Origin of the sequence: Caecibacter sp. AF58-12pH5A, assembly GCF_027681725.1 — a bacterium.
GTDB classification, from domain to species: Bacteria; Bacillota; Negativicutes; order Veillonellales; family Megasphaeraceae; genus Megasphaera; species Megasphaera hominis.
The window spans coordinates 141,797-162,571 of the sequence record NZ_JAQDBC010000002.1; the positions used below are offsets into that span (position 1 = coordinate 141,797).

A 20,775-nucleotide genomic window follows, 5' to 3' on the forward strand; every position below is an offset into this window, starting at 1 on the left:
CAAGCATTTTGGGAAAGCTGCTTTTTTGTTAGTCTAATTGACGGTCGTAGAGATCGCTCTTTTCGAGGAAGTCTTCGACTGTTTCAAAGCCGAGCTTTTTCAGCATTTCAATGACGTAGGGGTTTTCCATAGGCGTCCGGTAGAGGGCATTTTTGGCATAGGCCTGTACGTTGGCTTTGCCTTCTTCTTTCTTGATGATGGCCCGGGGACCGCCGACACAGCCGCCCTTGCAGCCCATACCTTCAAAGAAGTTGCCGTCCCGGTTGCCAGCCAGGATATCGTTGATCATGGCCTTGCAGTCCGGCACGCCGTCGGCCTTGCGCGTCTTAATGTCGATGGCACGGTCCGGATTGAGCTGGTGTACTGTTTCTGCTACGGCACCGGCGACACCACCAGCGTAGGCATAGCTGATGCCGGCTTCCGAGGCGTGAGGCTGGTTATCTTCAGGCAGGCTGGCCAGGTCGATATTGGTGACTGTAAAGAGGTCGCGCAGTTCCTGATACGTGAGGACGTAGTCGATGGCACCGGCCAGGTCCGGTTCTTTCATTTCTGCTTTCTTAGCCAGGCATGGGCCGATAAAGACGGTCTTTGCTTCCGGATGGAGGGCTTTGACTGTACGGCCGCCGGCGATCATAGGCGATACGGAACCAGGAACGTTGGGCAGCAGCTGATGATAAAGCTTTTTGATCATGGCAATCCACATGGGGCAGCAGCAGCTCGTAAGCTGGAAATCAGCTTCGCTGTTAACCTTTTTGTCGAATTCCAAGGCTTCCTTCAAGGTCAGAATGTCGGCAAAGACGGCTACTTCCAGCATGCCTGTAAAGCCCAGGCTCTTGAGGGCTGTGCGCAGTCTGCCCGATGTAACTTCAGGACCGAACTGGCCGGCTACGGCAGGGGCTACGAGTGCATAAATAGGTCCGTTATAGTCGTGCAGTTCCTGAACGACAGGGATAATATCCTTTTTCGTCGTCAAGGCGTCCATCTTGCAGGCATCGATGCAGGCCTGGCAGCCGACACATTTGCTGTCGTCGATGGCAACGCCGTCTGCTTCATGATGGAGGGCGCCCCAATCGCAGGCGTCAGCACAATCAGCCTGGTCAGGAGGACAGAGACAAGGTTTTACACGCCAAACCAAGGGTTTGTCCTGCGGATGGGCCAGACAGTCCATGAGCTTTAAATCGCCATTTGTTACAGCTTTCACGTCTTTTCCTTCGACGGCCCGCTGCAACATGCTTTTGTATAACTCTTCAAGTGTTAACATAAGCTCCTCCTTACACGTACATAAACTTAAAATATATCTATGCTCTTATCATAGCAATTTTCATATAAAATCACAACTTGTTTTTAAGGAGAATGGGAAAAATGATACAAAGTTTTTATAATTTTACCAGGCTTCCCAGCCTGTTACGTCAGCGATTCCCAGACCCGGTGCATCAGGCAGGCAGAGCTCATTGCCGTCGTAGATAATGCCGCCTGACACGGGGTCAGCGGCCATGAGGTCGGCTGCGTCCAGGTCGTTCAGCATGATGACAGGACTGCCGGCAGAGAGGCTGGCAGCGGCAGTAATGCCGATCTTTGATTCAAGCATACAGCCCATCATGCACGTTACACCACAGGCGCCGGCCATGGCAGCAATCTGTGCGGCTGCCTGGAGACCGCCTGCTTTCATGAGTTTGATGTTGAGCAGGTCGCACGCATGACGTGAGAGAAGCTGAAAGACATCATAAGGGCTGAAGGCGGCTTCATCAGCCATAATGTCCGTAGCCACGTGGTCCGTAACGAACTTCAGGCCGTCAAGATCCCGGGCGGCGACGGGCTGTTCGATGAATTCAATGCCTAAATCCAGATCTTCCAGACGGCGGATTGTACGGACGGCTTCCTTAGCCTTCCAGCCCTGGTTGGCGTCCAGGCGGATGGCTACGTCCGGCCCTACGGCATGGCGCACGGCCTGGACGCGGCGGATGTCGAGGGCGGCGTCTGTACCGACCTTGATTTTTAGGCTCGTATAGCCGCGCTGTACGGCCGTGAGGGCGTGGCGGACCATCGTTTCCGGGTCGTTCAGGCTAATCGTCAGGTCTGAGGCAATACGAGTGCGCAGGCCGCCGAAGAAACGGTACAAGGGGAGCCCGTAGTGCTGGCAGAAGAGATCGTGTACGGCTATATCAAGGGCTGCCTTGGCCGATGTATTATGGGCCATGGAGCGGTTGATGCGGGCCAGGATTTCTTCCCTGTCGTCTATATCAAGGCCTAGGAGCTGCGGCGCCATGACTTCTTTAATGGCGGCGGCTACGGAGGCGTGACTATCACCGGTAATGACTACCGTTGCCGGTGCGCTGCCCCAGCCGATGGCACCGTCATCTGTGTGGACCTTGATGACCAGGTCTTCTGCCGTGTCGACACGGCGCAGGGCCGTAATAAAAGGTACCTTCAAGGGAATTGAGATTTTCCCTGCTTCAATCTTGGTAATTTTCACTATTGTACACCTCATCACATATGGGATACTTTGTATTGTACTGGCCTTGTAGCGTAAATTCAAGCACTGCAGGCTTGCAGAGGCGTGAATGTGAAAATTTTACCTTGAATTTACAAAGGGCCTATACTATACTGAAGATGGTCTGAACGCGGGTCTTGGGGGAGCTCCCTGGACCTGTTATATATCTATATTATTATATTAATGGCCAACATGCGAGGGAGCCCGTAGGCCGGGCTGAGAGGGTACCAGAGTGCCGACCGTCAGGTGAGATACCGGAGTGAACCGGATCCTTTTGACGCATGTTGCCTGCTGCTGAGAGAGGAACCGTATGTCCTCTCTCTTTTTTATTGCCCTTATTATATATATTAAAGGAGTGTTGTATATGAAAAAATGGAAAATGGCAGTGGCCCTGCTGGCCTTGAGCAGTCTTTTGCTGGCCGGCTGTGGCAACGGTGAAAAAAGTGCCGGCAATACGAAGGAAATCCCCGAATTGAAGATTGCGATTTCTCCCTATCAGGATGCCGAAACGATTCAGACAAAGACTGAACCCTTAGGTAAGATGCTGCAGGCAAAAATGAAGGAAAAAGGCTATACCATCGACAAGGTGAGTATCAACGTCGGGACGTCCTATAATGCCGTCGGCGAAGCCTTGAGCTCTGGCAGCGCCGACGTAGGCTTTATTTCCGGCGCGACGTACGTTCTTTATGAAAAGGACGTCGATGTCCTGTTGACAGCCCTGCGCGAAGGCATCAACAAGGATACGACAGACCTTGCTGTCTGGAACGATGGCCAGCCGGAAGTATTTACGAAGGATCTGGTCACGTATTACCGCTCGGCTATTTTCGTCGGTCCCAGCGCCAAAGGACAGGCCATCCTGGCTAAGGTAAAACGCGGCGAAAAACCGACGTGGGATGAGCTGAATGATCTCACCTGGGCGGTCATGAGTCCGGCTTCGGCATCGGGATATTTATATCCGTCCTTGTGGCTGAAAGAAAATTACGGCAAGAAAATTTCCGATCTGGCCCATGTGGTCCAATCGGACTCGTACTCTACGTCGGCAGCACGTTTGGCCTCAGGCCAGGTTGATGTCCTTACGGCGTATTCCCATTTCCGGGCCAAGATGGCTGAAGATTGGCAGACGAAGCTGGGCGGTACGTCTGATATTTGGGCCCAGACCGGGGTCATTGGTGTAACCGGGAAAATTTACAACGACACGGTCAGCGTCAGCAAAACCAGCGATGTCATGAAGGATGAAGGCTTCCGCAAGGCCTTGGGCGAATCGCTCATCGAAATCGGCAAGACCGAAGAAGGCCTCAAGGTTCTGAAGACCATTGGCCACAAAGGCTATGCCTGGGCAGACCCAAAGGATTACGACGGGGAACGGCAGGTACAAAAGGAACTGAAATAAGAAAAGGGAGAGGAGGAAACTGCTGTGGAAGCACTGGAACTGCGCCATGTGTGTCAGGCCTATGGCAAAAAGCAGGTATTAGATGATATTTCCCTGACCGTACACGCAGGAGAGTTTGTTTCCATTATCGGCCCCAGCGGTGCCGGCAAGACGACACTTCTGCGCCTTTGTAACGGTATGCTGCAGCCTGCGTCGGGCCAGGTCTGGGCTGGCGGTACGCGCCTCGATGGCCTTAAGGGCCGGCAGAAACGGCAGGCGCAGCAACAAATCGGCATGATCTTTCAGGATTTTTGCCTTGTCGAAGAAATGTCGTGTTTGCAAAACGTCTTAAACGGTGCCCTAGCCCGCGTATCCTTTTGGCGTGCCTTAAGCGGCCGCTTTCCTCGGGCAGAACGGCAGCGTGCCGTAGAGGCTCTGGCTGATGTAGGTCTTAACGAACTGGCTGATGCACCGGTGCGTACTCTCAGCGGTGGCCAAAAGCAGCGCGTAGCCATTGCCCGCACGCTGGTCCAGCAGGCGTCCCTCATTCTGGCAGATGAGCCGGTGGCGTCTCTCGATCCCCAGACGGCACGGCAGGTCTTGGAGCTGCTGCGCCGCCTGCAGCAGCGGCGGGGTCTGACCGTACTCATGAACAGCCATAACGTGGATCAGGCCCGGACCTGGTCTGACCGCATTGTGGGCCTCCAGGCTGGGCGCGTCTTTTTTGCAGGCCCGCCTGACGCCTGGGACGAAGCACGTCTGGCAGCCCTCTACGGGAGGAATTGTCATGAAGCATAGGGCTTGTTATACCGCCGCCTGGCTTATCCTGCTGGCCTTTACATTCGTAGCGGCAGCTAGTACCGGTTTTTCTGTTTCCTTGCTCATCCGGCGGGGCTCGTATTTCTTCGATATTGCCGCTGCCATGGTGCCGCCGTCGTGGTCGTACGTGCCCGTCGTCGTGGCGCCATTATGGGCGACGATCCGCATGTCCTTAGCGGGCACGGCCCTAGGCGCCTTGCTGGGCCTGGTCTTGGCTGTCGCGGCCAACGCGTACGTCAATCCCTGGCCTTTTTTCCGCTTGCCCCTTAAGGGCCTGATTCATCTGGTGCGTACGATTCCGGCGTTGATCCTGGCCCTCTTATGTACTTTCCTCGTGGGCATTGGCACCCTGGCCGGGACGCTGGCACTCTTTCTCTATACGACGGCTGTCATGGCCCGCATTGGCTACGAGGATATGGAAAATGCGGACCTGACGGCAGCCTGCGCCTTGGCAGCTGCCGGTTGTGGCCGCCTGAAGGCCTGCGTGCGGACGGTTCTGCCAGCCGTTCTTTCGGGCTATTTGACAAACGTCCTGTATTTGCTGGAGGCCAACGTGCGTCATGCGGCTATCCTGGGCTTTGTCGGGGCCGGCGGCATTGGCCTTCTGCTCAATGAACGGCTGGCTTGGCGGGAATACGCTGACGTCGGTGCCATTCTCTTGCTCCTCTACGTCGTCGTCATTGCGACGGAAGGCCTGAGCGAATGGCTGCGCCGCGTTTTGGACGGTACCTATCGCCTGGGCCGTGCCGGACGGTTCTGTACGGGCCTTTTCCTGGCCCTGTTGGTCCTCATCTCCCTGACGGCCCTGCGCCTGCCTGAAGCAGGCCAGACGAGCCAGGCCGCAGCCGCTGCCCTCGTGAGCGGCCTCTTGCAGCCCGATTGGTCTCTCCTCTTGGCGACGGACCATACAGGCGTAGCCTATTTATTGTATGAAACCTTTTGTATTGCCTTTTTGGGAACCTTAGGCGGTTTAGTCATTGCAGCCTTCTTTTCCTTTATCGCGAGCTTTCGCCTGGCGCCGTGGGTCCTTTCCGTGCCGTCGCGCCTGGTCCTGCTTCTCATCCGCACGGTACCGGTCTTTGTGTACGGCCTCATGTGGATCCGCGTCACCGGACCGGGACCCTTCGCCGGCGTCCTTACGCTTATCCTTTGCAGTGTCGGTCTCCTGGCTAAGCGCTTCCTCATTGCCATCGATGATATTGACCGTCATCCCTATGGGGCTCTCCTGGCTTTGGGCAGCAGCCGGCCTGCCGCGTTGGTGCGGGCCATTGTGCCACAGCTAGGGCCACGCTATGCAGCGGCAGTCTTGTACAGGCTGGACGTCAATTTGCGCGATGCTGCTATTTTGGGGCTCGTCGGCGCCGGCGGTATTGGTACGCCCCTTATCCTGGCCATGATGCATTACGATTGGCACGCGGCGGCGTCCCTCCTGTGGGGGCTCATTGCCCTGGTGACGGCCGTTGAGATGGCTTCGGAATGGCTGCGTAAGGTGCGGCGCTTTTAAGGCAGACCCGATGAGGTGATTACTCTTTGGCATAGATTCGGGAGTAATCGCCTTTTTTGGTATACTTTTCCTGCCATCAGGCCGTAAAGACTTGCTATTTGACAGGTTATGTGATATATATTTAAGTGTATATCTATGAGTGTATCCTATTAACTATGTATTAGAAAAAGAAAAGGGGCTGTGGTATGTACCATATAAGCATTCTTACAGGTCATCAAGACGAAGACGATTTTGGAGAGCGGTTGGGCGATATTGCCGATGTTGCGTATTGCCCAGTTAGCGATGATGAAGAACAACTGGCAGATGAATTGAAGGATGCAGACATTATTATCTGCAAACACGAAAAGATAACGGCTTCACTTCTCGAAAAACTGGATGAGCTGAAGCTGATTGTAATTCTGCGTTCGCGTTTTGATAACGTAGACGTACAGGCTGCGGCACAGCGGGGCGTTAAAGTCCTGCGCAATGCCGATTACTGCACGGATGATATTGCAGACCACACGTGTGCCATGATTCTGGCCTTGATTCGTCAGATTCCGGAATACCAGGATGATATCCGCCGGCACAGCCGTTGGCAGTTTGGCAGCGTGAAATGGGAGTTGCACCGCGTCAGCAGCCATCTTATCGGCCTCGTTGGCTTTGGCCGTTCCGGACGCGCAGTAGCGGCCCGCATGCAGGCCTTTGGCTGTACCGTGCAGGCCTATGACCCGTTTGTAGAAGAAGAAGTCATGTTGGAACGGAATGTCAAACCCGTCGATTTCGATAAGCTCATGCGCACGAGTGATATTATTTCCCTCCACGTGCCACTCAATGAAACGACGCGCTATCTTTTCCGGGACGAACAGTTTGATGAAATGAAAGAAGGCTCTATGTTCGTCAATTGCAGCCGTGGCGGCCTCGTAGATGAAGCGGCTCTGTACCACGCTGTCGACGACGGCCACGTACGCAGTGCGGCTCTTGACGTCCTGTCCATGGAACACCCGGGGCCCATGATGCTTAAGATGATGACCCGGCAGGAGTTCCTGTTGACGCCGAGCATTGCCTCACACTCTGTAGAAGCAGAAAAACAGCTGCATGATGATGCGGAACGCTATATTCGTGCCTTTGTGGCAGGAGAGACGGAAAACCTCCCGTTTATTCCGGCCAGTGGTGTCTGATAGCCGCAGAATTTGCACTGAAAGTGAAAATCCTGTAAAATATATAAACAGGCGTGTCGCCTGTTTATATATTTTTATTTAAAGGAGGTTTCTAGACTCTTGCGTATTTGGAAACTAGTAGGGATGGCTTTGGTATGTCTGGCCTTGCTCGCCGGCTGTGGCTTCACGGGAGAACAGAAGCAGGAAACAGCGGCGGCTCCGGAACCGGCAAAGCAAGTAGAAATGGCTGTGCCGAAAAACGGTGTGCCTGTCCTGATGTACCATATGATTGGCGTCGATCCGGCAGATCCGCACAATCAGGCGTGCCTGACAGAAGAAAATTTCCGTAAGCAGATGAAGTTCCTCAAAGATAACGATTTTCATCCGATTACGATGGAACAGCTCTATGAATACATGGCTTACAATAAACCCGTTCCCGTACGTCCCGTCGTGCTGACCTTTGACGATGGCTACCCGGATACGTATTCTATCGTAATGCCTGTGATGAAAGAATATGGCTTTGCCTGTACCGTTTTTATCCCGACCTACGATGCAGACCAGAGTACGCGTCTGACGTGGCAGCAGATCAAGGAAATGCAGGCTGCCGGCATGGAGATTGCCTCCCACGGCTATCATCATGAACGGGTCAACGAGATGGGCGGCAATACGCTGGAAGCAGAAATACAAAAAAGCCAGGCTGAGCTCAAAGAGCACCTGGGCATTACGAATGAATATTTCTGTTATCCCTATGGCGGCTATAATCCCGCAGCGGCCAAGGTGCTGAAGCAGTTTGGCATCAAACTGGCCTTTACCATGGATCCGGGCTGGGCAAAATACGGCGATAATCCGTATGCTGTCAAACGCATCTGGATTGGCAATGAAGTGGATATTGATAATTTCAGGCAGCGCGTTACGACTGAAAAATATGAACAGCGATAGAGACAGTTGCGTGCGTATACGATGAGGTAATTATGAAACTGAAAGATATAGGGAAGTTTTTCGTTGTACTGCTTGTATTCTTTGCGGTAACCTCTCCGGTTGTCGTACTGTTCGGGCCTTTTGATAATATTAAGCGGACTGTAGTCGGCGCCATCTTGAAGAGCCGTCACCCGCAATATATTACGTGGCTTTTTACGCAGGATGAAATCGATAAGATCTTAGGCGGTATCAGTACAGCTCCGAAGCAGGAATTATTTAAATTCAAGGTCCGTACGGACTCTTCGTTAAAATTGCAAAATATCGAATCCAGCCGTTTCAAGGGCTTTTTGCTGGAAATCCCTGATCCTAAGCGGGTCAAAGTGGGAACGGCAGAAAATATGGATGAAAAAGGGGAAACGACGAGTGGTATTGCCCAGCGTTACAATGCTGTAGCGGCCATCAATGCCGGCGGTTTCTATGATGCCAACGGCACCGGTACAGGCCGCAGTCCCTATGGCTTTATCGTCCACGACGGCAAGTTCATCCTCGGCGGCGACACGGCCGACAGTGAAGTCAATGAATTCATCGGCTTTACGAAAGATGGCAACCTCGTAGCTGGCAACTACAGCAAGGGCGAAATCATTTCCATGGATATTCAGGAAGGGATTACCTTCGGACCACCGCTGATCGTCAACGGCCAGAAAATGATCACTGTCGGTGACGGTGGCTGGGGCGTCGGTCCGCGTACGGCCATTGGCCAGCGCAAGGACGGCACGGTCTTGTTCCTGGTTATCGATGGGCGTCAGCCATCGTATTCCATTGGCGCAACGCTCCGCGACCTGCAAAATATCATGTATGAACAGGGCGCGTATATTGCAGCTAATCTGGACGGCGGTTCCAGTTCGACCTTATATCTGAATGGGAAAGTCGTAAACAAACCGGCGGATCTTCTCGGTGAACGAATGATTCCGACGGCCTTTATTGTGAAGTAGGAGGGGAATCATGAAGCTGGGAAAAGTGCTTTTGGCATTCGCCATCGGCATCGGCATTCAGGCCGGTGTGTACTACTACCTGGATACAGTCCTCTTTGCACCAACTTCGGATTTCCAGATTGGCAGTACGAATCAACAGGAAAAGCTGGGTTTCGGTGTAGAACCGAATGGCCAGACCTATTATTCCTATGATAAGCGGTTTATGGCGACGATTGTCGATGATGTTGTTTCTATTTATGAAGCCGGCAAGAGTTCGGAACCGCAGCGTATCAGCCTGCATGGACGCAAGGTGTCGTTTTTCGAGTGGCTGCCTGACCGCGATTTGGCTATTTTCGCAACCTACGGCAAGGATGAAAAGACAGGCCGTTATGGCGTATATATTGCCCAATATAACCCGATCTATCCGGACCGGGAATTGGATACGCCCATTGAAAATGCGCCCCAGGGCAGCAAGATTGTCGACGTAGCGTATTCGACAGCGACGAATGTCGTCTATATGAAATTGGAAGTGGACAAGGACAAGTATCGCATTTACCGTACAGATGCTAACTATGATACACGCCGCATTAACGTCCAGGCAGAAAATATTGGCCGCATTGCTGTATTCTACGACCAGGATATTTTCTTCTACGATAATCTGCGTACCGGTGTCGTATACATGTTTGACGGAGCAACGAGCAGCTGGCGGGAAATTTCGCCGAGCGGCAAGTTCCGCCTCATTGGCATAGACGGCCAGGAAATCTTCATTGCCGAAATGAATTCGGATAATGAAGTAGTGGCAGCGTACCGCGGCCGCTTGAAGAAGGGCTTTACGAAGATTGCAACGTATAAGACACCAGAAAAATTCTCGGATATTACCTTGAACAGTATGCGTGAAGCTGCCGATAAGGTAGATAATAACAAATAACCAGAGCAGGCGCCGTAAGGGCGCCTGTTACTGCATAGGAGTGAGTTAGATGGCAAAAAATAAGATTCCTAAAAACCGTTCGCTGGAAGACATGTTTGCCGGCGTAAAAGAAGAAGTTACCTTTGAAACGGCAGACTGGGACGACGAAGAAACGGTGGCCAAGCGCCCTGTCGCTAAGAAAAAAGGCACCGGTACGTCGGCAGAAGATTTCCGCAAGCAGTTCTTTACCGATGAATTGCAGCAGCGTGTAGGAACGCTGCTCCTGGAAATCAAGATGGCCTACTATAAGGACGGCGTAGGCGATATTTCCCTGGAAGTCGTCAAAGACGGCCGCAATGTAGTGATTAAAACGGCACCGAAAACGAGCAAAAAGCTGAAAAAATAAAGCGTGAAATGAAAATAGGACGCACCCGGCGGGTGCGTCCTATTTTATAGGGTATTATTGCTGCTGCCGTTCGGCAATGCGTTTGGCAATGGCGTGGTACATCATGGCCGATAAGGGGACTGCTACGTGTACCTTTTCTGCCGTGCGGACCAGGAGACCGCTAAAGGTATCAAGCTCGCTCTTACGGCCGGCCATAATGTCATTGGCCAGGGAACTGTAGACGTCCTTGTTCTTTTGGGCAATGACGCGGCCATAGATCGTTTCGACCAGGTCCTCCGGCAGGGTAATGCCTGTGGCGCGGCCGACGTTTGTCGCTTCTTCGAGAAGGGTGTGGAATTGTTCCTTTCCGTCGGGCCGGGCGAAGATGGCACCGATCGTTTCTTCGTAATAGGCGGTAATGACGTTAAAGGCGCAGTTCGTAATATATTTGATCCAGATCTGCGTGCCGATGGCAGCGCCTTCGTTATGGATGCGCAGGCCTTCATGGGCGAGAATTTCTTCGACACGCCGGCAGCTGTCTGCGTCGTCGGAGCCAAAGAAAATACGGGCAAATTTGCCGCTTTGTTCAATGGAGAAATCGTCATTGTATTTGGAGTTAATATAGACTGCGGCATCGATGATATGGCCTTGGGGGACGATTTCTTTTGCCTTTTCCGCATGGTCAATGCCGTTTTGGATGAGAAAGACGATCGTATCTGCACCGATGCAGGGAATGACTGCCTTGAGGGCAGCTTCGAGGGAATAATTTTTAACGCAGACAAAGATTACGTCCTGAATGCCTGTGTCGGCCGGTGTATCTGTCACGGCCGGATGGGTTACGTGTTCACCGAAATATTCGCTGTGCAGGACGAGCCCTTTGGCAACCAGCGATTCTTTACGGGCCTTACGGGCAATCAGTGTTACTTGGCCGGGATAATAGGTGCTGAGGAACGAGGCTAAATAGCCGCCTACGCCACCGATACCGGTTACCATTAATTTCATATATGTGCCTCTCTTTCTTTTAATACTTCATAAAAACGTTCTGTCAGGGGTACGGCTACACCCAATGCGCGGGCCTTGCGTACGAGGACGCCGCTGAATGTTTCCAGCTCACTCGGCCTATGGGCGGCAAAATCGCGGGCCATAGAACTGCTTAGGTCGAGGCCTCGCCGGTTGAGAAAGCGGTCATAAATGCGGGCCGTCAAATCATCAGGCAGCTTGGCGCCATCGGCCATGGCAACGGCATAGGCTTCATCGAGAAGGGTCTGGAATTCCTTTAAGCGCGTCGGCGGTTCCAGCAGACCCCGTGTCGTACAGCCGTAATAGGCGGTAATGGTATTATAGCCGCAGTTGACGATGAATTTGTGCCAGAGCTCCGATTTCATATCGTCGGCAATGTAGCAGTTTATTTCGCCTTCGTGATTGAGAACGGAAACGACGCGGGCAGCGGCCTCTGCTTGTGGCGCTGCGACGATGATGCGGGCATAATTGCAATTATGGTCAATGGAGTAATCAGGGCGGTAATTGGCCGCAATGTATACCAAGGCATTGACAACGATGCCGCCTTGCAGCAGGGCACGGGCCGTTTCGTAGTGATCGATGCCGTTCATGATGGGGACGACCAGCGTCTCCGGGCCTACGCAGGGCTGTACGGCCGCCAGCGCAGCGGGCAGGGAATAATTTTTCGTGCAGATGAAAATCATATCCTGAATGCCTGCTTCAGCCGGTGTATCCGTAACAGCCGGATGGAAGACCTGTTCTCCCAGCAGCTGGCTGTGGACGACGAGGCCTTTTTCCCGTAAGGAATCACGTCGCTTCCTGCGGGCAATGAGCGTCACTTCAGCATAGTGTGAGCAGAGAACGGCTGCGACGTAGCCGCCGACACCGCCAATGCCGGAAACCATAAGCTTCATAATTACACCTTCTTCATTTGGTATAGGTACGATTTTATTATAGCAGAAAAAAGGCCTTACTCCTATGAGTAAGGCCTTGATTTGGAGCGGATGAAGGGGATCGAACCCTCGTACCAAGCTTGGGAAGCTCGTATTCTACCACTGAATTACACCCGCATGATAGGTACTTATATATTTTACCAGCAAATACTATATTTGTAAAGAAAAAGAGCCCTATCATCTGTGATGGGGCTCTTGAATGTCAGCGGTTTTGTCCGTATGGTACATACGGATTAGGCTGCTGCTTTTGTTGGTTCTGGGATGGCGTTTGGTTTTGCGGCGGATTTTTCAGATTCTTACTGGCTTTTTTGGAATCCTTTTTATTGTCTTTCTTTACTTGCTTGTAGTCCTTGTTTGTATCCGCTTTATCCTTTTTTACGTTGTCGGTTTTATTTTTCTGGCTGTTCCATTTTGCCGTAGGATTAGCCTGTGGTGCCGGCTGTTGTGCCTGAACCTGCTGACCCTGCCACGGGTAGGACGTATAGGACTGCTGTCCCTGGGCAAAGGCGAAGCTGCCGCTCATGGCAGCCGTTATAGCCGTCAGAACGGCCATGTGTTTGATCATGTTCTTCATTTGTATTCCCCCTTTGAAAGTAACTATAGTATAGTCTTTTTTTGTGACAAATATGTTGCAAAAGAGTAGCAATATGAAAACAAAAAAGCGCACTGACTGGGGATGCAGTGCGCTTCTTTGTTATGGTATATAGTAACCCGGTTAACAGCCTTAGTGTGCTGTCGGAGCCGGAGCCACTTCCTGTTTGCGGGCAGCTTCTTTTGCTTCGTGTTTATCCATGTTGCGGGCGAAGAGGCCGGCCAGCATGGAACCGGTGATCTGGTGCACAGCAGCACCTACAGCAGCCGGGATAGCGACGGCCGGAGCGAAGTAGACGGAGCAGATGGAAAGAGCCAAGGCATCATTCTGCATGCCGACTTCCAAGGTAACGGAATGCTGCTGCCGTTTGCCAAAACCGAGCTTGCCAGTGATGAAATAGCCAAGAGCAAAACCGAAGAGATTGTGTAAGAGAACGAGAACGACCATGAAAACACCAAGCGATACGATTTTAGCACCGTTTACGGCAACGACACCACCGAGGATGGAAAGAACGGCAAAGGCAGAGACGAGAACGAGTACTTTCTGGAGCTGGGCCAAATATTTTTCACCGACTACACGATGGACGAGCAGACCTAAAACGAGCGGTACGAGGATGACCTTCATGACCGTCAGAGCCATGGAGAGGAAGGAAACCGTAACCCATTGACCGGCCAGTGCCCAAACGAGGAAGGGCATCATGATCGGGGCGAGGAGCGTAGAAACGGTCGTGATAGAAACGGCCAAAGGTACGTCGCCTTTAGCGAGGAAGCTCATGACATTCGATGCCGTGCCGCTGGGGCAGGAGCCGAGGAGTACCATGCCGACGGCTAATTCCGGCGAGAGACCAAAGACCATGACCAAGGCGTAGGCTACGAGCGGCATGATCGTATAATGACAGACCGTGCCGGCCAAGACTTCGCGCGGACGCTGCAGGACGAGACGGAAATCAGAAGCGTGAAGCGTCATGCCCATACCAAACATGACTACGCCTAAGAGCCAGACCGTATTGGAGACGGCCCAGGTAAAACCGGAAGGAACGAAATAGCCGCCTACGATGGTGAGTAAGACGAGCCAGGTAAGATTTTTTCCAACAAAACCGCTTAATTTGGTAACGAAATTCATCATGATAACTACCCCCTGAAATAGAAAAAAGATAATGGATTCGGCAAATAACAAACGGCTGATTGTATTACCTGGAGAATAAAAAAACGCTTTGTCTCTTCTGAAAGAGACAAAGCGTTAAATGCTCTGCGGTACCACTCTTATTGTCGTTAAAAACGACCCCTCTACAGACATCACCGAAAGATTTCTCTAACGTTCAATGCCGGACAGGATAACGGTTGTCAATCGGCCACACTTACTTGCAACGGACGCGTTCAGCTGGCAGCTCCTGGGTGATTTTCCTCATAGTCTTTACATCCTGCCTCGCACCATACGGCAGGTTCTCTGTAATGTCAGGGTCTGTAAGTACTTTTCCCAATCAACACTGTTTGGTTGTTTGCTTGTGTCGTATTATACGCAATGACGGGGAAAGAGTCAAGTACTTTATTATTAATTTATTAAAATAACAAAAAATAACTAAATTGCCATATATACGGTATAAAAGGATGGATTCATTCCAAAATAGAATGATAAAATTAATAAAACGATATAGTTTGAGAATGATATTGCGTTAAACGTCATAGGTAGCTTAACCATGGGGATACGGCCGTTTTTTTTGCAGTGTTGGCAAGAAAAAAACGGCCTTTACAAGACGGAAAAGAGTGCTATACTGTCAAACATAAAGTTTGAAGCGATGATTTCATGAAAATCGTCGGTGTAAACTTTAATATATTAATATATTTATATTTCTATTAAAGGGGAAACACAAAAGGGGTGTATGCATGATGGCACATTTTAATCCGGTTACACCGGAACTGGTAGCGGACTTGAAACGGGTCCTCAGTGACAAGCAAGTAAAGACAGACGAAGAATATCTTACAGCCTATCAAACGGACGAAGAAGGCAATTCCTATTATTTCCACAAGCCTGAGGTAGTCGTCTTTCCGGAAACGACGGAACAGGTAGCAGACGTCGTCAAATTAGCGAATCAGTACTTGGTACCGCTTACGCCGCGCGCAGCCGGCTCGGGCGTCGCCTGCGGGGCCATCCCTGTGTACCACGGTATCGTTGTCGAATTGGACCGCATGAATAAGGTTCTCACCTTCGATGCAGATAACATGTATGCCGTTTGCCAGACCGGTGTGCGAACCAGTGATCTCCAGGAAATGGCCCGGCAGCATCATTTACTCTATGCCGGCGACCCATCCAGTGCCGAAAGCTGCCAGATTGGCGGCAATGTAGCCAACAATGCCGGTGGCAACAAGGCTGTTAAGTATGGCACGACGCGCAACCAGCTCTACAGCCTGAAAGTCGTTACGCCGACGGGGGAAATCGTAACGGCTGGGGCGCGCCTGCAAAAGAGCTCGACCGGCCTCTGTTTGGAACAGCTCTTTGCCGGTTCTGAAGGGACACTGGGTATCATCACGGAAGTGACTGTAAAGCTTCGGCCTTTGCCGCCGTACCGCTTCAACGTAGTCTGTGTCTTTAATAGCGATGAAGAAGCCTTTGCCTTGCCCAATAAGATCCTCAAGGCCGGTATCGACCCGACGAGCATTGAATTCATGGATAACGAAGCCCTGGTCATGACGACGAAATTCCTTTCCATGCCTATGCCTCATGTCGATGAAGGGGCAGACTACGTCATCGTCACGGTAGAAACGTTCAGCCAGGATGATGCCGACCGCAAGATGGAGCAGCTCTGCGACCTGGCAGAAGCCAACGGTGCCGTTGATGTCCTCGATGCAGATGAACGGATCTGGAAGCTGCGCAAGCAGTTTGCCGAAGCAGCGCGGGACGTGGATAAAATGTTCCAGACCGAGGATTTTGTCGTTCCCTTGGACCAGATTGCTGCCATGACGGCCCAGATTCCGGAACTGCGGGAAAAATACGATCTCTATTGCGTCACTGTAGCCCATATCGGTGATGGCAATATCCATGTCCTGCCCCTGAATGCCAAAGGCCTTTCACCGGAAGCATGGTTTGAAAAAATCAAAGCCTTCCATGCAGACCTTTTCCCGCGCGTCTACGCCTTAGGCGGCAAGATGTCCGGCGAACATGGCATCGGCTACAAGAAGCTCGAAGAATTTGCCAAGTGCACACCAGCGGCAGAGCTGCACGTCATCAAGGCCATCAAGAAAGCCTTGGATCCTAATAATATCATGAATCCAGGAAAACTGGTCGATATGACAGGCGATTTCGTTGCTGGTTAATTGAATAGTTATGCAAAAAAGACGCTGGCTCCGAGGGGGAGTACAGCGTCTTTTTTTAGAAATGCCGTTGTTCTTTTACGGCTTGGTATTGAGCCAGGAGATTGGGCTTTTCCGGGCTTTGATAAACGTAATCCGGACAGGCAGCCTGCGCCTTTTCTACGGCAGCCTTAAAATCATAGTAGACCTGCCATTTTGCTTCGACCAGGTCTTTGCCTGTTTGCCGCAGGAGAAAGGCCGGGTGATACGTTGGCATGACGGGAATGCCCTGCCAGTCGAACCACTTGCCGCGGTTGCGCATGATACTGGCAGCGTGGCCGTAGAAATACTGAAAGGCTACCTTGCCCAGGCAGATGATGACCTTGGGGGCGACGAGTTCGATTTCCCGGACGAGATGGATGTTGGCACAGCCCTTGCCTTCTTCCAGCGTCGGCGTACGGTTGTTTTTGGGCCGGCATTTGACGATGTTCGTGACGTAAATACGGTCCCGCGTGAGGCCGACGCTCCATAAGGCTTTATCGAGGAGCTGGCCTGACGGGCCTACGAGAGGAACACCATATTCATCTTCCACACCGCCTGGCCCTTCGCCGACGAACATGATGGGTGAGGCCGGATCACCCGTAAAGCCTGTAGGACCGCGATTGCCTTCGTGACGCAGCTTACACGCTTCGCACTGGGCGAGATCCTGCAGCCAGGCTGCCATCTTGTCGCCGCTCATCGTACGCGCCCTTCTGTGAGGGTTACGTCCTTCATGGTCAGGTCAGCCAGCACGGCACCGGTCACTTCCATGATGGAGGCAGCCGGTAAAAATACCTGCTGTCCCCGCTGGCCGGCACTGATGCTGATGGCGTCATACGTTTCTGCCGATGCATCAATATACGTTGGAAATTGTTTTTTCATACCAATAGGCGAGCAGCCGCCGCGGATATAACCGGTCAGGCCGGGCAGGTCTTTGACATGCAGGAGCTGCACGCTTTTATTGCCACTGCAGGCCGCCGCTTTTTTCAGGTCCAATTCTTTATCGCTGGGAATACAGAAGACGACAGGGCCGGTCTTATTTCCTTGTCCGACGAGGGTCTTAAAGACCTGTTCCGGATCCATGCCCAGGGCTGCTGCCGCGTGGACGCCGGAAAGGTCGTCTTCCGAGTATTCATAAGCCTTCGTTGTATAGGCTATTTTTTGTTTATCTAAAATGCGCATGACGTTTGTCTTCTTTAATTTGGCCATGCTTTCGCCTCCCTGCATTGATTTGTTTCACTTTACTATAGCATAGGGACGTGAGAAATGCCAGGGGACCTGCCAGGTGACGATTTTGGCTAAATCATATATTGCATTGCAGGAACAGCTCGCTTATAATAGAATATACAGCAATTATGATTTTATTCACACTCTGAGGAGGTGCACATAATGAAGATAGCAGCCGTACAGGCAGCCATTGCCTATGGAGATGTAGAAAAGAATTATGCTTTAGCAGCAGAGAATATAAAAAAGGCGGCAGCTGCCGGAGCCGACCTCGTTGTCTTGTCGGAGCTTTGGAATACGTCCTTTTATCCGCCAGATATTATGGATCTTGCCGACCGGGATGGCGTCCGGACACAGGCCTTTTTGTCAGAAGAAGCGAAGCGCTACGGCGTCCACATCGTTGGCGGTTCCGTTGCCAATCGCCGTGGTGACAATCTGTACAACACGACCTTTGTCGTAAATAAGGCGGGCCAGGTCATCGCTACGTACGACAAAGTCCATCTTTTTACGCCTGGGGGAGAAGACACGGTGTTTACGCCAGGCGATCATCTGAATGTATTTGAATTAGACGGTATCAAAATGGCTTCGATCACTTGCTATGATATCCGTTTTGGCGAATGGGTGCGTATGGCAGCCCTGGCAGGTGCCCGGATCTTGTTCGTTCCGGCTGCCTGGGCAGAACAGCGGCGGCAGCACTGGCTGATACTCAATCAGGCCAGGGCCATTGAAAACCAATTCTATGTCGTAGCCGTCAACAGCTGCGGAACGACCGATACCGTGCGTTTTGGTGGCAGCTCGCTGATTGCTGACCCATGGGGAACCATGCTGGCCCAGGGCGGGGCAGACGAAACGATTCTCCTGGCAGATGTGGATTTTTCCATTACGGAAAGAATTCGCCAAAAGATCAACGTCTTCCGTGACCGCCGGCCCGATTTATACAAATTATAACGATTTAAGGAGTTGAGGTCCTCATGGAAGGGGCTATTCATGGCCTGCAGGGTATTTTTGAGGTCATTTTTATCATTGCGATTGGCTTTGTCTTGTGCCGCAAGGGCTGGTTTGACAGCAATACGAGTGCCCTCTTGACGCGCATCGTCATGAAGGTGGCTTTGCCGCTCTACATGGTGGTCAATATGGTGCGTGATTTTACGCACGATTCGCTCGTACAGATGGCACCGGATTTGCTGCTGCCCTTTGCGTCTATCTTCTTGGCTTACATTGTCGGACGCATAGCGGCGAAGGTGTTGCATATCCGTAAGGAACGGCAGGGCATCTTTATTACGTGCTTTTTTATTGCCAATACTATTTTTATCGGCCTGCCGGTTAATCTGGCCCTCTTCGGACCGAAGAGTGTGCCATCGGTTATGTTGTACTATATGGCCAATACGACGATGTTTTGGACGTTAGGGATTTACCATATTGTCAACGATAGTACAGGTGGCAAAAATATGCCCCTCTTTTCTATGCAGACCTTGAAAAAAGTATTCTCTCCGCCTCTCGAGGGCTTTCTCGTAGGCCTGATTCTGGTCATGCTGGAAATTCCCTTGCCTGATTTTCTCGTCATGAGCTTTCAGTACGTAGGTAATTTGGCGACGCCCTTGTCCCTCATGGTCATCGGCATCGAAATGAGCGGCATCGTCTGGGCGGACATCCATTGGGATCGCGACATTATCGGTGCTCTCGTTGGCCGTTTTCTCGTCTGCCCTTGCTGCGTTCTGGCTCTTTTGCCGTTTATTCCCATTACGGATATGTCGGCTAAGGTCTTTACCATGCAGGCCAGTATGCCGGCTATGACGCAAATGACCGTCGTGGCCAAGTCTGTCGGTGCCGACGTGCGCTATTCGACAGAAATCAGTTTTATTTCCATTGTCTTAGGTCTCCTGGTCATTCCTTTGTATATGACCATCGTCGGGGGCTGACAGGTTGTATTCATGTGCCGGCAAGTGTATTGCCGGCCTTTTACTGTGAAGAAAGGACGTGTATTGCATGTCATTATGGGATGCCTTTTCTGCTAATGTGCAGAAATTTGCACCACAAGCCTTTACCTTAAATTATGAAATTGCCAACGATCCGGAATTATCCGGACAGGAATATCACGCCTGCGCCCGTCATGTAGCGGCGTGCCGCTCGTTGGGTATGGACGTGGAAGAACACTTTAGCGGCCAGCCTACGGCGTATAAGGCCGTCGTAAAACAGCCCCGGCAGCCAGCCCTGCGGATCGGTATTTTGGCTGAGTACGATGCCCTGCCGGAAATCGGCCACGGCTGTGGCCACTCAGCTGGCGGTGCCGTGAGCTTTTTGGCTGCCGCTGCCTTCCACGCCATGCCTGATCTGCCGGTGGCTGTCGATCTCTTCGGTACGCCTGATGAAGAACTGCACGGCGGCAAAGTACCCATGTGTGAGCAAGGCGTCTTTAAGGACTATGATCTGGTCCTCATGGTGCATATGTCATCGTGTGAAACGACGCCGAATTCGCGTTTTTTGGCCTTAGATGATTATCGCATCCGCTTCCATGGCCAGACGGCTCATGCTGCAGCCCATCCCTGGGAAGGCCGCAATGCCTTGAACGGCGCGACCTTGTCGCTCCATGCCATCGATATGCTGCGCCAGCATGTCCTGCCCGATACGCGGATCGGCACGTATATTGTCAATGGCGGTACGGCGTCTAACGTCATTCCGGACTTTGCCGAACTGGAATGCTGCATCCGCCACACGACGCGGACCTACCTCGACCAGGTCGTAAAACGCATTATGAACTGCTTTGCCGGTGCCGCTTTGGCGACGGAAACGACGTATGAAGTAGAACAAGTGGGGTATAAATACGACGACCTCATTTGGAATGAAACGGCAACGGAAGTCGTCCGTCAGGTTCTTCGGGAGATGGAGATTCCTTTCGTAGAACCCGGTATCGGTGGCAGCTCCGATATTGCCAATATTAGTCATCAATGCCCGGTGCTTCATCTTCATTTGGCCATGGGCGATACCTTTTACCCTGATCATTCCCGGGAAATTGCCGACTTGGTCAAAAGCAAGACCATTGAACCGGTTATCGTCCAGGGAGCAGAAATCATTGGCCGGACAGTTTTGCGCATTGCTGCTGACCCGGCTCTTAAAAAAGCGATTCGTGCAGAATTTGACAAGTCAGAAAAATAAGACAGAAAAAATTCCAAGTCTGCCCAGG

Annotated in this window: 20 protein-coding genes, 1 tRNA gene and 1 other annotated feature; of the genes, 12 read left to right on the forward strand and 9 right to left on the reverse strand. The window is 51.9% G+C overall.

Annotated elements, in window-relative coordinates:
* Positions 1-28 precede the first annotated feature (28 nt).
* Positions 29-1,261, reverse strand: coding sequence for a [Fe-Fe] hydrogenase large subunit C-terminal domain-containing protein (locus PGX44_RS01895; protein WP_498854038.1), 1,233 nt, complete (start codon positions 1,259-1,261; stop codon positions 29-31).
* Positions 1,262-1,384: 123 nt separating this feature from the next.
* Positions 1,385-2,473 (reverse strand): mandelate racemase/muconate lactonizing enzyme family protein, encoded by a 1,089-nt coding sequence (locus PGX44_RS01900; protein WP_498854039.1) that lies wholly within the window; start codon positions 2,471-2,473, stop codon positions 1,385-1,387.
* A gap of 382 nt (positions 2,474-2,855) precedes the next feature.
* Here PGX44_RS01900 and PGX44_RS01905 point away from each other — a divergent pair, with 382 nt between their 5' ends.
* The 8 genes from PGX44_RS01905 (at position 2,856) to PGX44_RS01940 (ending at position 10,521) form a co-directional block, all read left to right on the forward strand.
* A complete protein-coding gene (locus PGX44_RS01905) occupies positions 2,856-3,881 on the forward strand; it encodes a phosphate/phosphite/phosphonate ABC transporter substrate-binding protein (protein WP_289001887.1) in 1,026 nt (341 codons plus the stop codon).
* A 24-nt stretch (positions 3,882-3,905) separates the two neighbouring features.
* Positions 3,906-4,658: a phosphonate ABC transporter ATP-binding protein gene (gene phnC / locus PGX44_RS01910; protein WP_498854040.1), complete on the forward strand. Its 753-nt coding sequence runs from the start codon at positions 3,906-3,908 to the stop codon at positions 4,656-4,658.
* Complete coding sequence (locus PGX44_RS01915) at positions 4,648-6,183, forward strand: PhnE/PtxC family ABC transporter permease (RefSeq protein WP_498854041.1); 1,536 nt, start codon at positions 4,648-4,650, stop codon at positions 6,181-6,183. The genes phnC and PGX44_RS01915 overlap by 11 nt, the downstream gene beginning before the upstream one ends.
* Positions 6,184-6,368: 185 nt before the next feature.
* Entirely contained in the window at positions 6,369-7,340 is a 972-nt protein-coding gene (locus PGX44_RS01920) for a C-terminal binding protein (protein ID WP_498854042.1), read from the forward strand.
* A gap of 99 nt (positions 7,341-7,439) precedes the next feature.
* Positions 7,440-8,258 (forward strand): polysaccharide deacetylase family protein, encoded by an 819-nt coding sequence (locus tag PGX44_RS01925; protein ID WP_498854043.1) that lies wholly within the window; start codon positions 7,440-7,442, stop codon positions 8,256-8,258.
* Between the two features lie 32 nt (positions 8,259-8,290).
* Positions 8,291-9,229, forward strand: coding sequence for a phosphodiester glycosidase family protein (locus tag PGX44_RS01930; RefSeq protein WP_498854044.1), 939 nt, complete (start codon positions 8,291-8,293; stop codon positions 9,227-9,229).
* A 10-nt stretch (positions 9,230-9,239) separates the two neighbouring features.
* Positions 9,240-10,136, forward strand: a complete 897-nt coding sequence (locus tag PGX44_RS01935; RefSeq protein WP_186502781.1) for a hypothetical protein — start codon at positions 9,240-9,242, stop codon at positions 10,134-10,136.
* 49 nt (positions 10,137-10,185) lie between these two features.
* Positions 10,186-10,521 carry a hypothetical protein gene (locus PGX44_RS01940; RefSeq protein WP_186502782.1) on the forward strand — a complete coding sequence of 112 codons (336 nt, stop codon included), beginning with the start codon at positions 10,186-10,188 and terminating at the stop codon, positions 10,519-10,521.
* 54 nt (positions 10,522-10,575) lie between these two features.
* Here PGX44_RS01940 and PGX44_RS01945 read toward each other — a convergent pair whose 3' ends face one another.
* From PGX44_RS01945 to PGX44_RS01965, 5 genes are all read right to left on the reverse strand, one after another.
* The gene (locus PGX44_RS01945) at positions 10,576-11,502 is read right to left on the reverse strand and encodes a ketopantoate reductase family protein (protein ID WP_498854045.1); all 927 of its coding nucleotides are present in this window, start codon (positions 11,500-11,502) and stop codon (positions 10,576-10,578) included.
* Entirely contained in the window at positions 11,499-12,413 is a 915-nt protein-coding gene (locus PGX44_RS01950) for a ketopantoate reductase family protein (RefSeq protein ID WP_498854046.1), read from the reverse strand. The genes PGX44_RS01945 and PGX44_RS01950 overlap by 4 nt, the downstream gene beginning before the upstream one ends.
* A gap of 82 nt (positions 12,414-12,495) precedes the next feature.
* Positions 12,496-12,569 (reverse strand) — tRNA-Gly (locus PGX44_RS01955).
* A gap of 85 nt (positions 12,570-12,654) precedes the next feature.
* A complete protein-coding gene (locus tag PGX44_RS01960; RefSeq protein ID WP_186502785.1) occupies positions 12,655-13,026 on the reverse strand; it encodes a hypothetical protein in 372 nt (123 codons plus the stop codon).
* Positions 13,027-13,176: 150 nt separating this feature from the next.
* Positions 13,177-14,169, reverse strand: a complete 993-nt coding sequence (locus tag PGX44_RS01965) for a bile acid:sodium symporter family protein (protein WP_288201439.1) — start codon at positions 14,167-14,169, stop codon at positions 13,177-13,179.
* Positions 14,170-14,268: 99 nt separating this feature from the next.
* Positions 14,269-14,537: a binding site (T-box leader), on the reverse strand.
* Between the two features lie 390 nt (positions 14,538-14,927).
* On the opposite strand from PGX44_RS01965, the gene PGX44_RS01970 reads away from it, so the two are divergent.
* Positions 14,928-16,355, forward strand: a complete 1,428-nt coding sequence (locus tag PGX44_RS01970) for an FAD-binding oxidoreductase (protein ID WP_498854047.1) — start codon at positions 14,928-14,930, stop codon at positions 16,353-16,355.
* 55 nt (positions 16,356-16,410) lie between these two features.
* On the opposite strand, the gene PGX44_RS01975 is transcribed toward PGX44_RS01970, so the two are convergent.
* Together PGX44_RS01975 and ybaK are read right to left on the reverse strand one after the other, a co-directional pair.
* Complete coding sequence (locus PGX44_RS01975) at positions 16,411-17,070, reverse strand: uracil-DNA glycosylase (protein WP_498854048.1); 660 nt, start codon at positions 17,068-17,070, stop codon at positions 16,411-16,413.
* Entirely contained in the window at positions 17,067-17,579 is a 513-nt protein-coding gene (gene ybaK / locus PGX44_RS01980) for a Cys-tRNA(Pro) deacylase (protein WP_186502788.1), read from the reverse strand. The genes PGX44_RS01975 and ybaK overlap by 4 nt, the downstream gene beginning before the upstream one ends.
* 180 nt (positions 17,580-17,759) lie before the next feature.
* Between ybaK and PGX44_RS01985 the strand changes: the two genes are divergently transcribed.
* From PGX44_RS01985 to PGX44_RS01995, 3 genes are all read left to right on the forward strand, one after another.
* The gene (locus PGX44_RS01985) at positions 17,760-18,542 is read left to right on the forward strand and encodes a carbon-nitrogen family hydrolase (RefSeq protein WP_498854049.1); all 783 of its coding nucleotides are present in this window, start codon (positions 17,760-17,762) and stop codon (positions 18,540-18,542) included.
* 23 nt (positions 18,543-18,565) lie between these two features.
* The gene (locus PGX44_RS01990; RefSeq protein WP_186502790.1) at positions 18,566-19,513 is read left to right on the forward strand and encodes an AEC family transporter; all 948 of its coding nucleotides are present in this window, start codon (positions 18,566-18,568) and stop codon (positions 19,511-19,513) included.
* A 67-nt stretch (positions 19,514-19,580) separates the two neighbouring features.
* Complete coding sequence (locus PGX44_RS01995) at positions 19,581-20,747, forward strand: amidohydrolase (protein ID WP_498854050.1); 1,167 nt, start codon at positions 19,581-19,583, stop codon at positions 20,745-20,747.
* Positions 20,748-20,775: the final 28 nt, after the last annotated feature.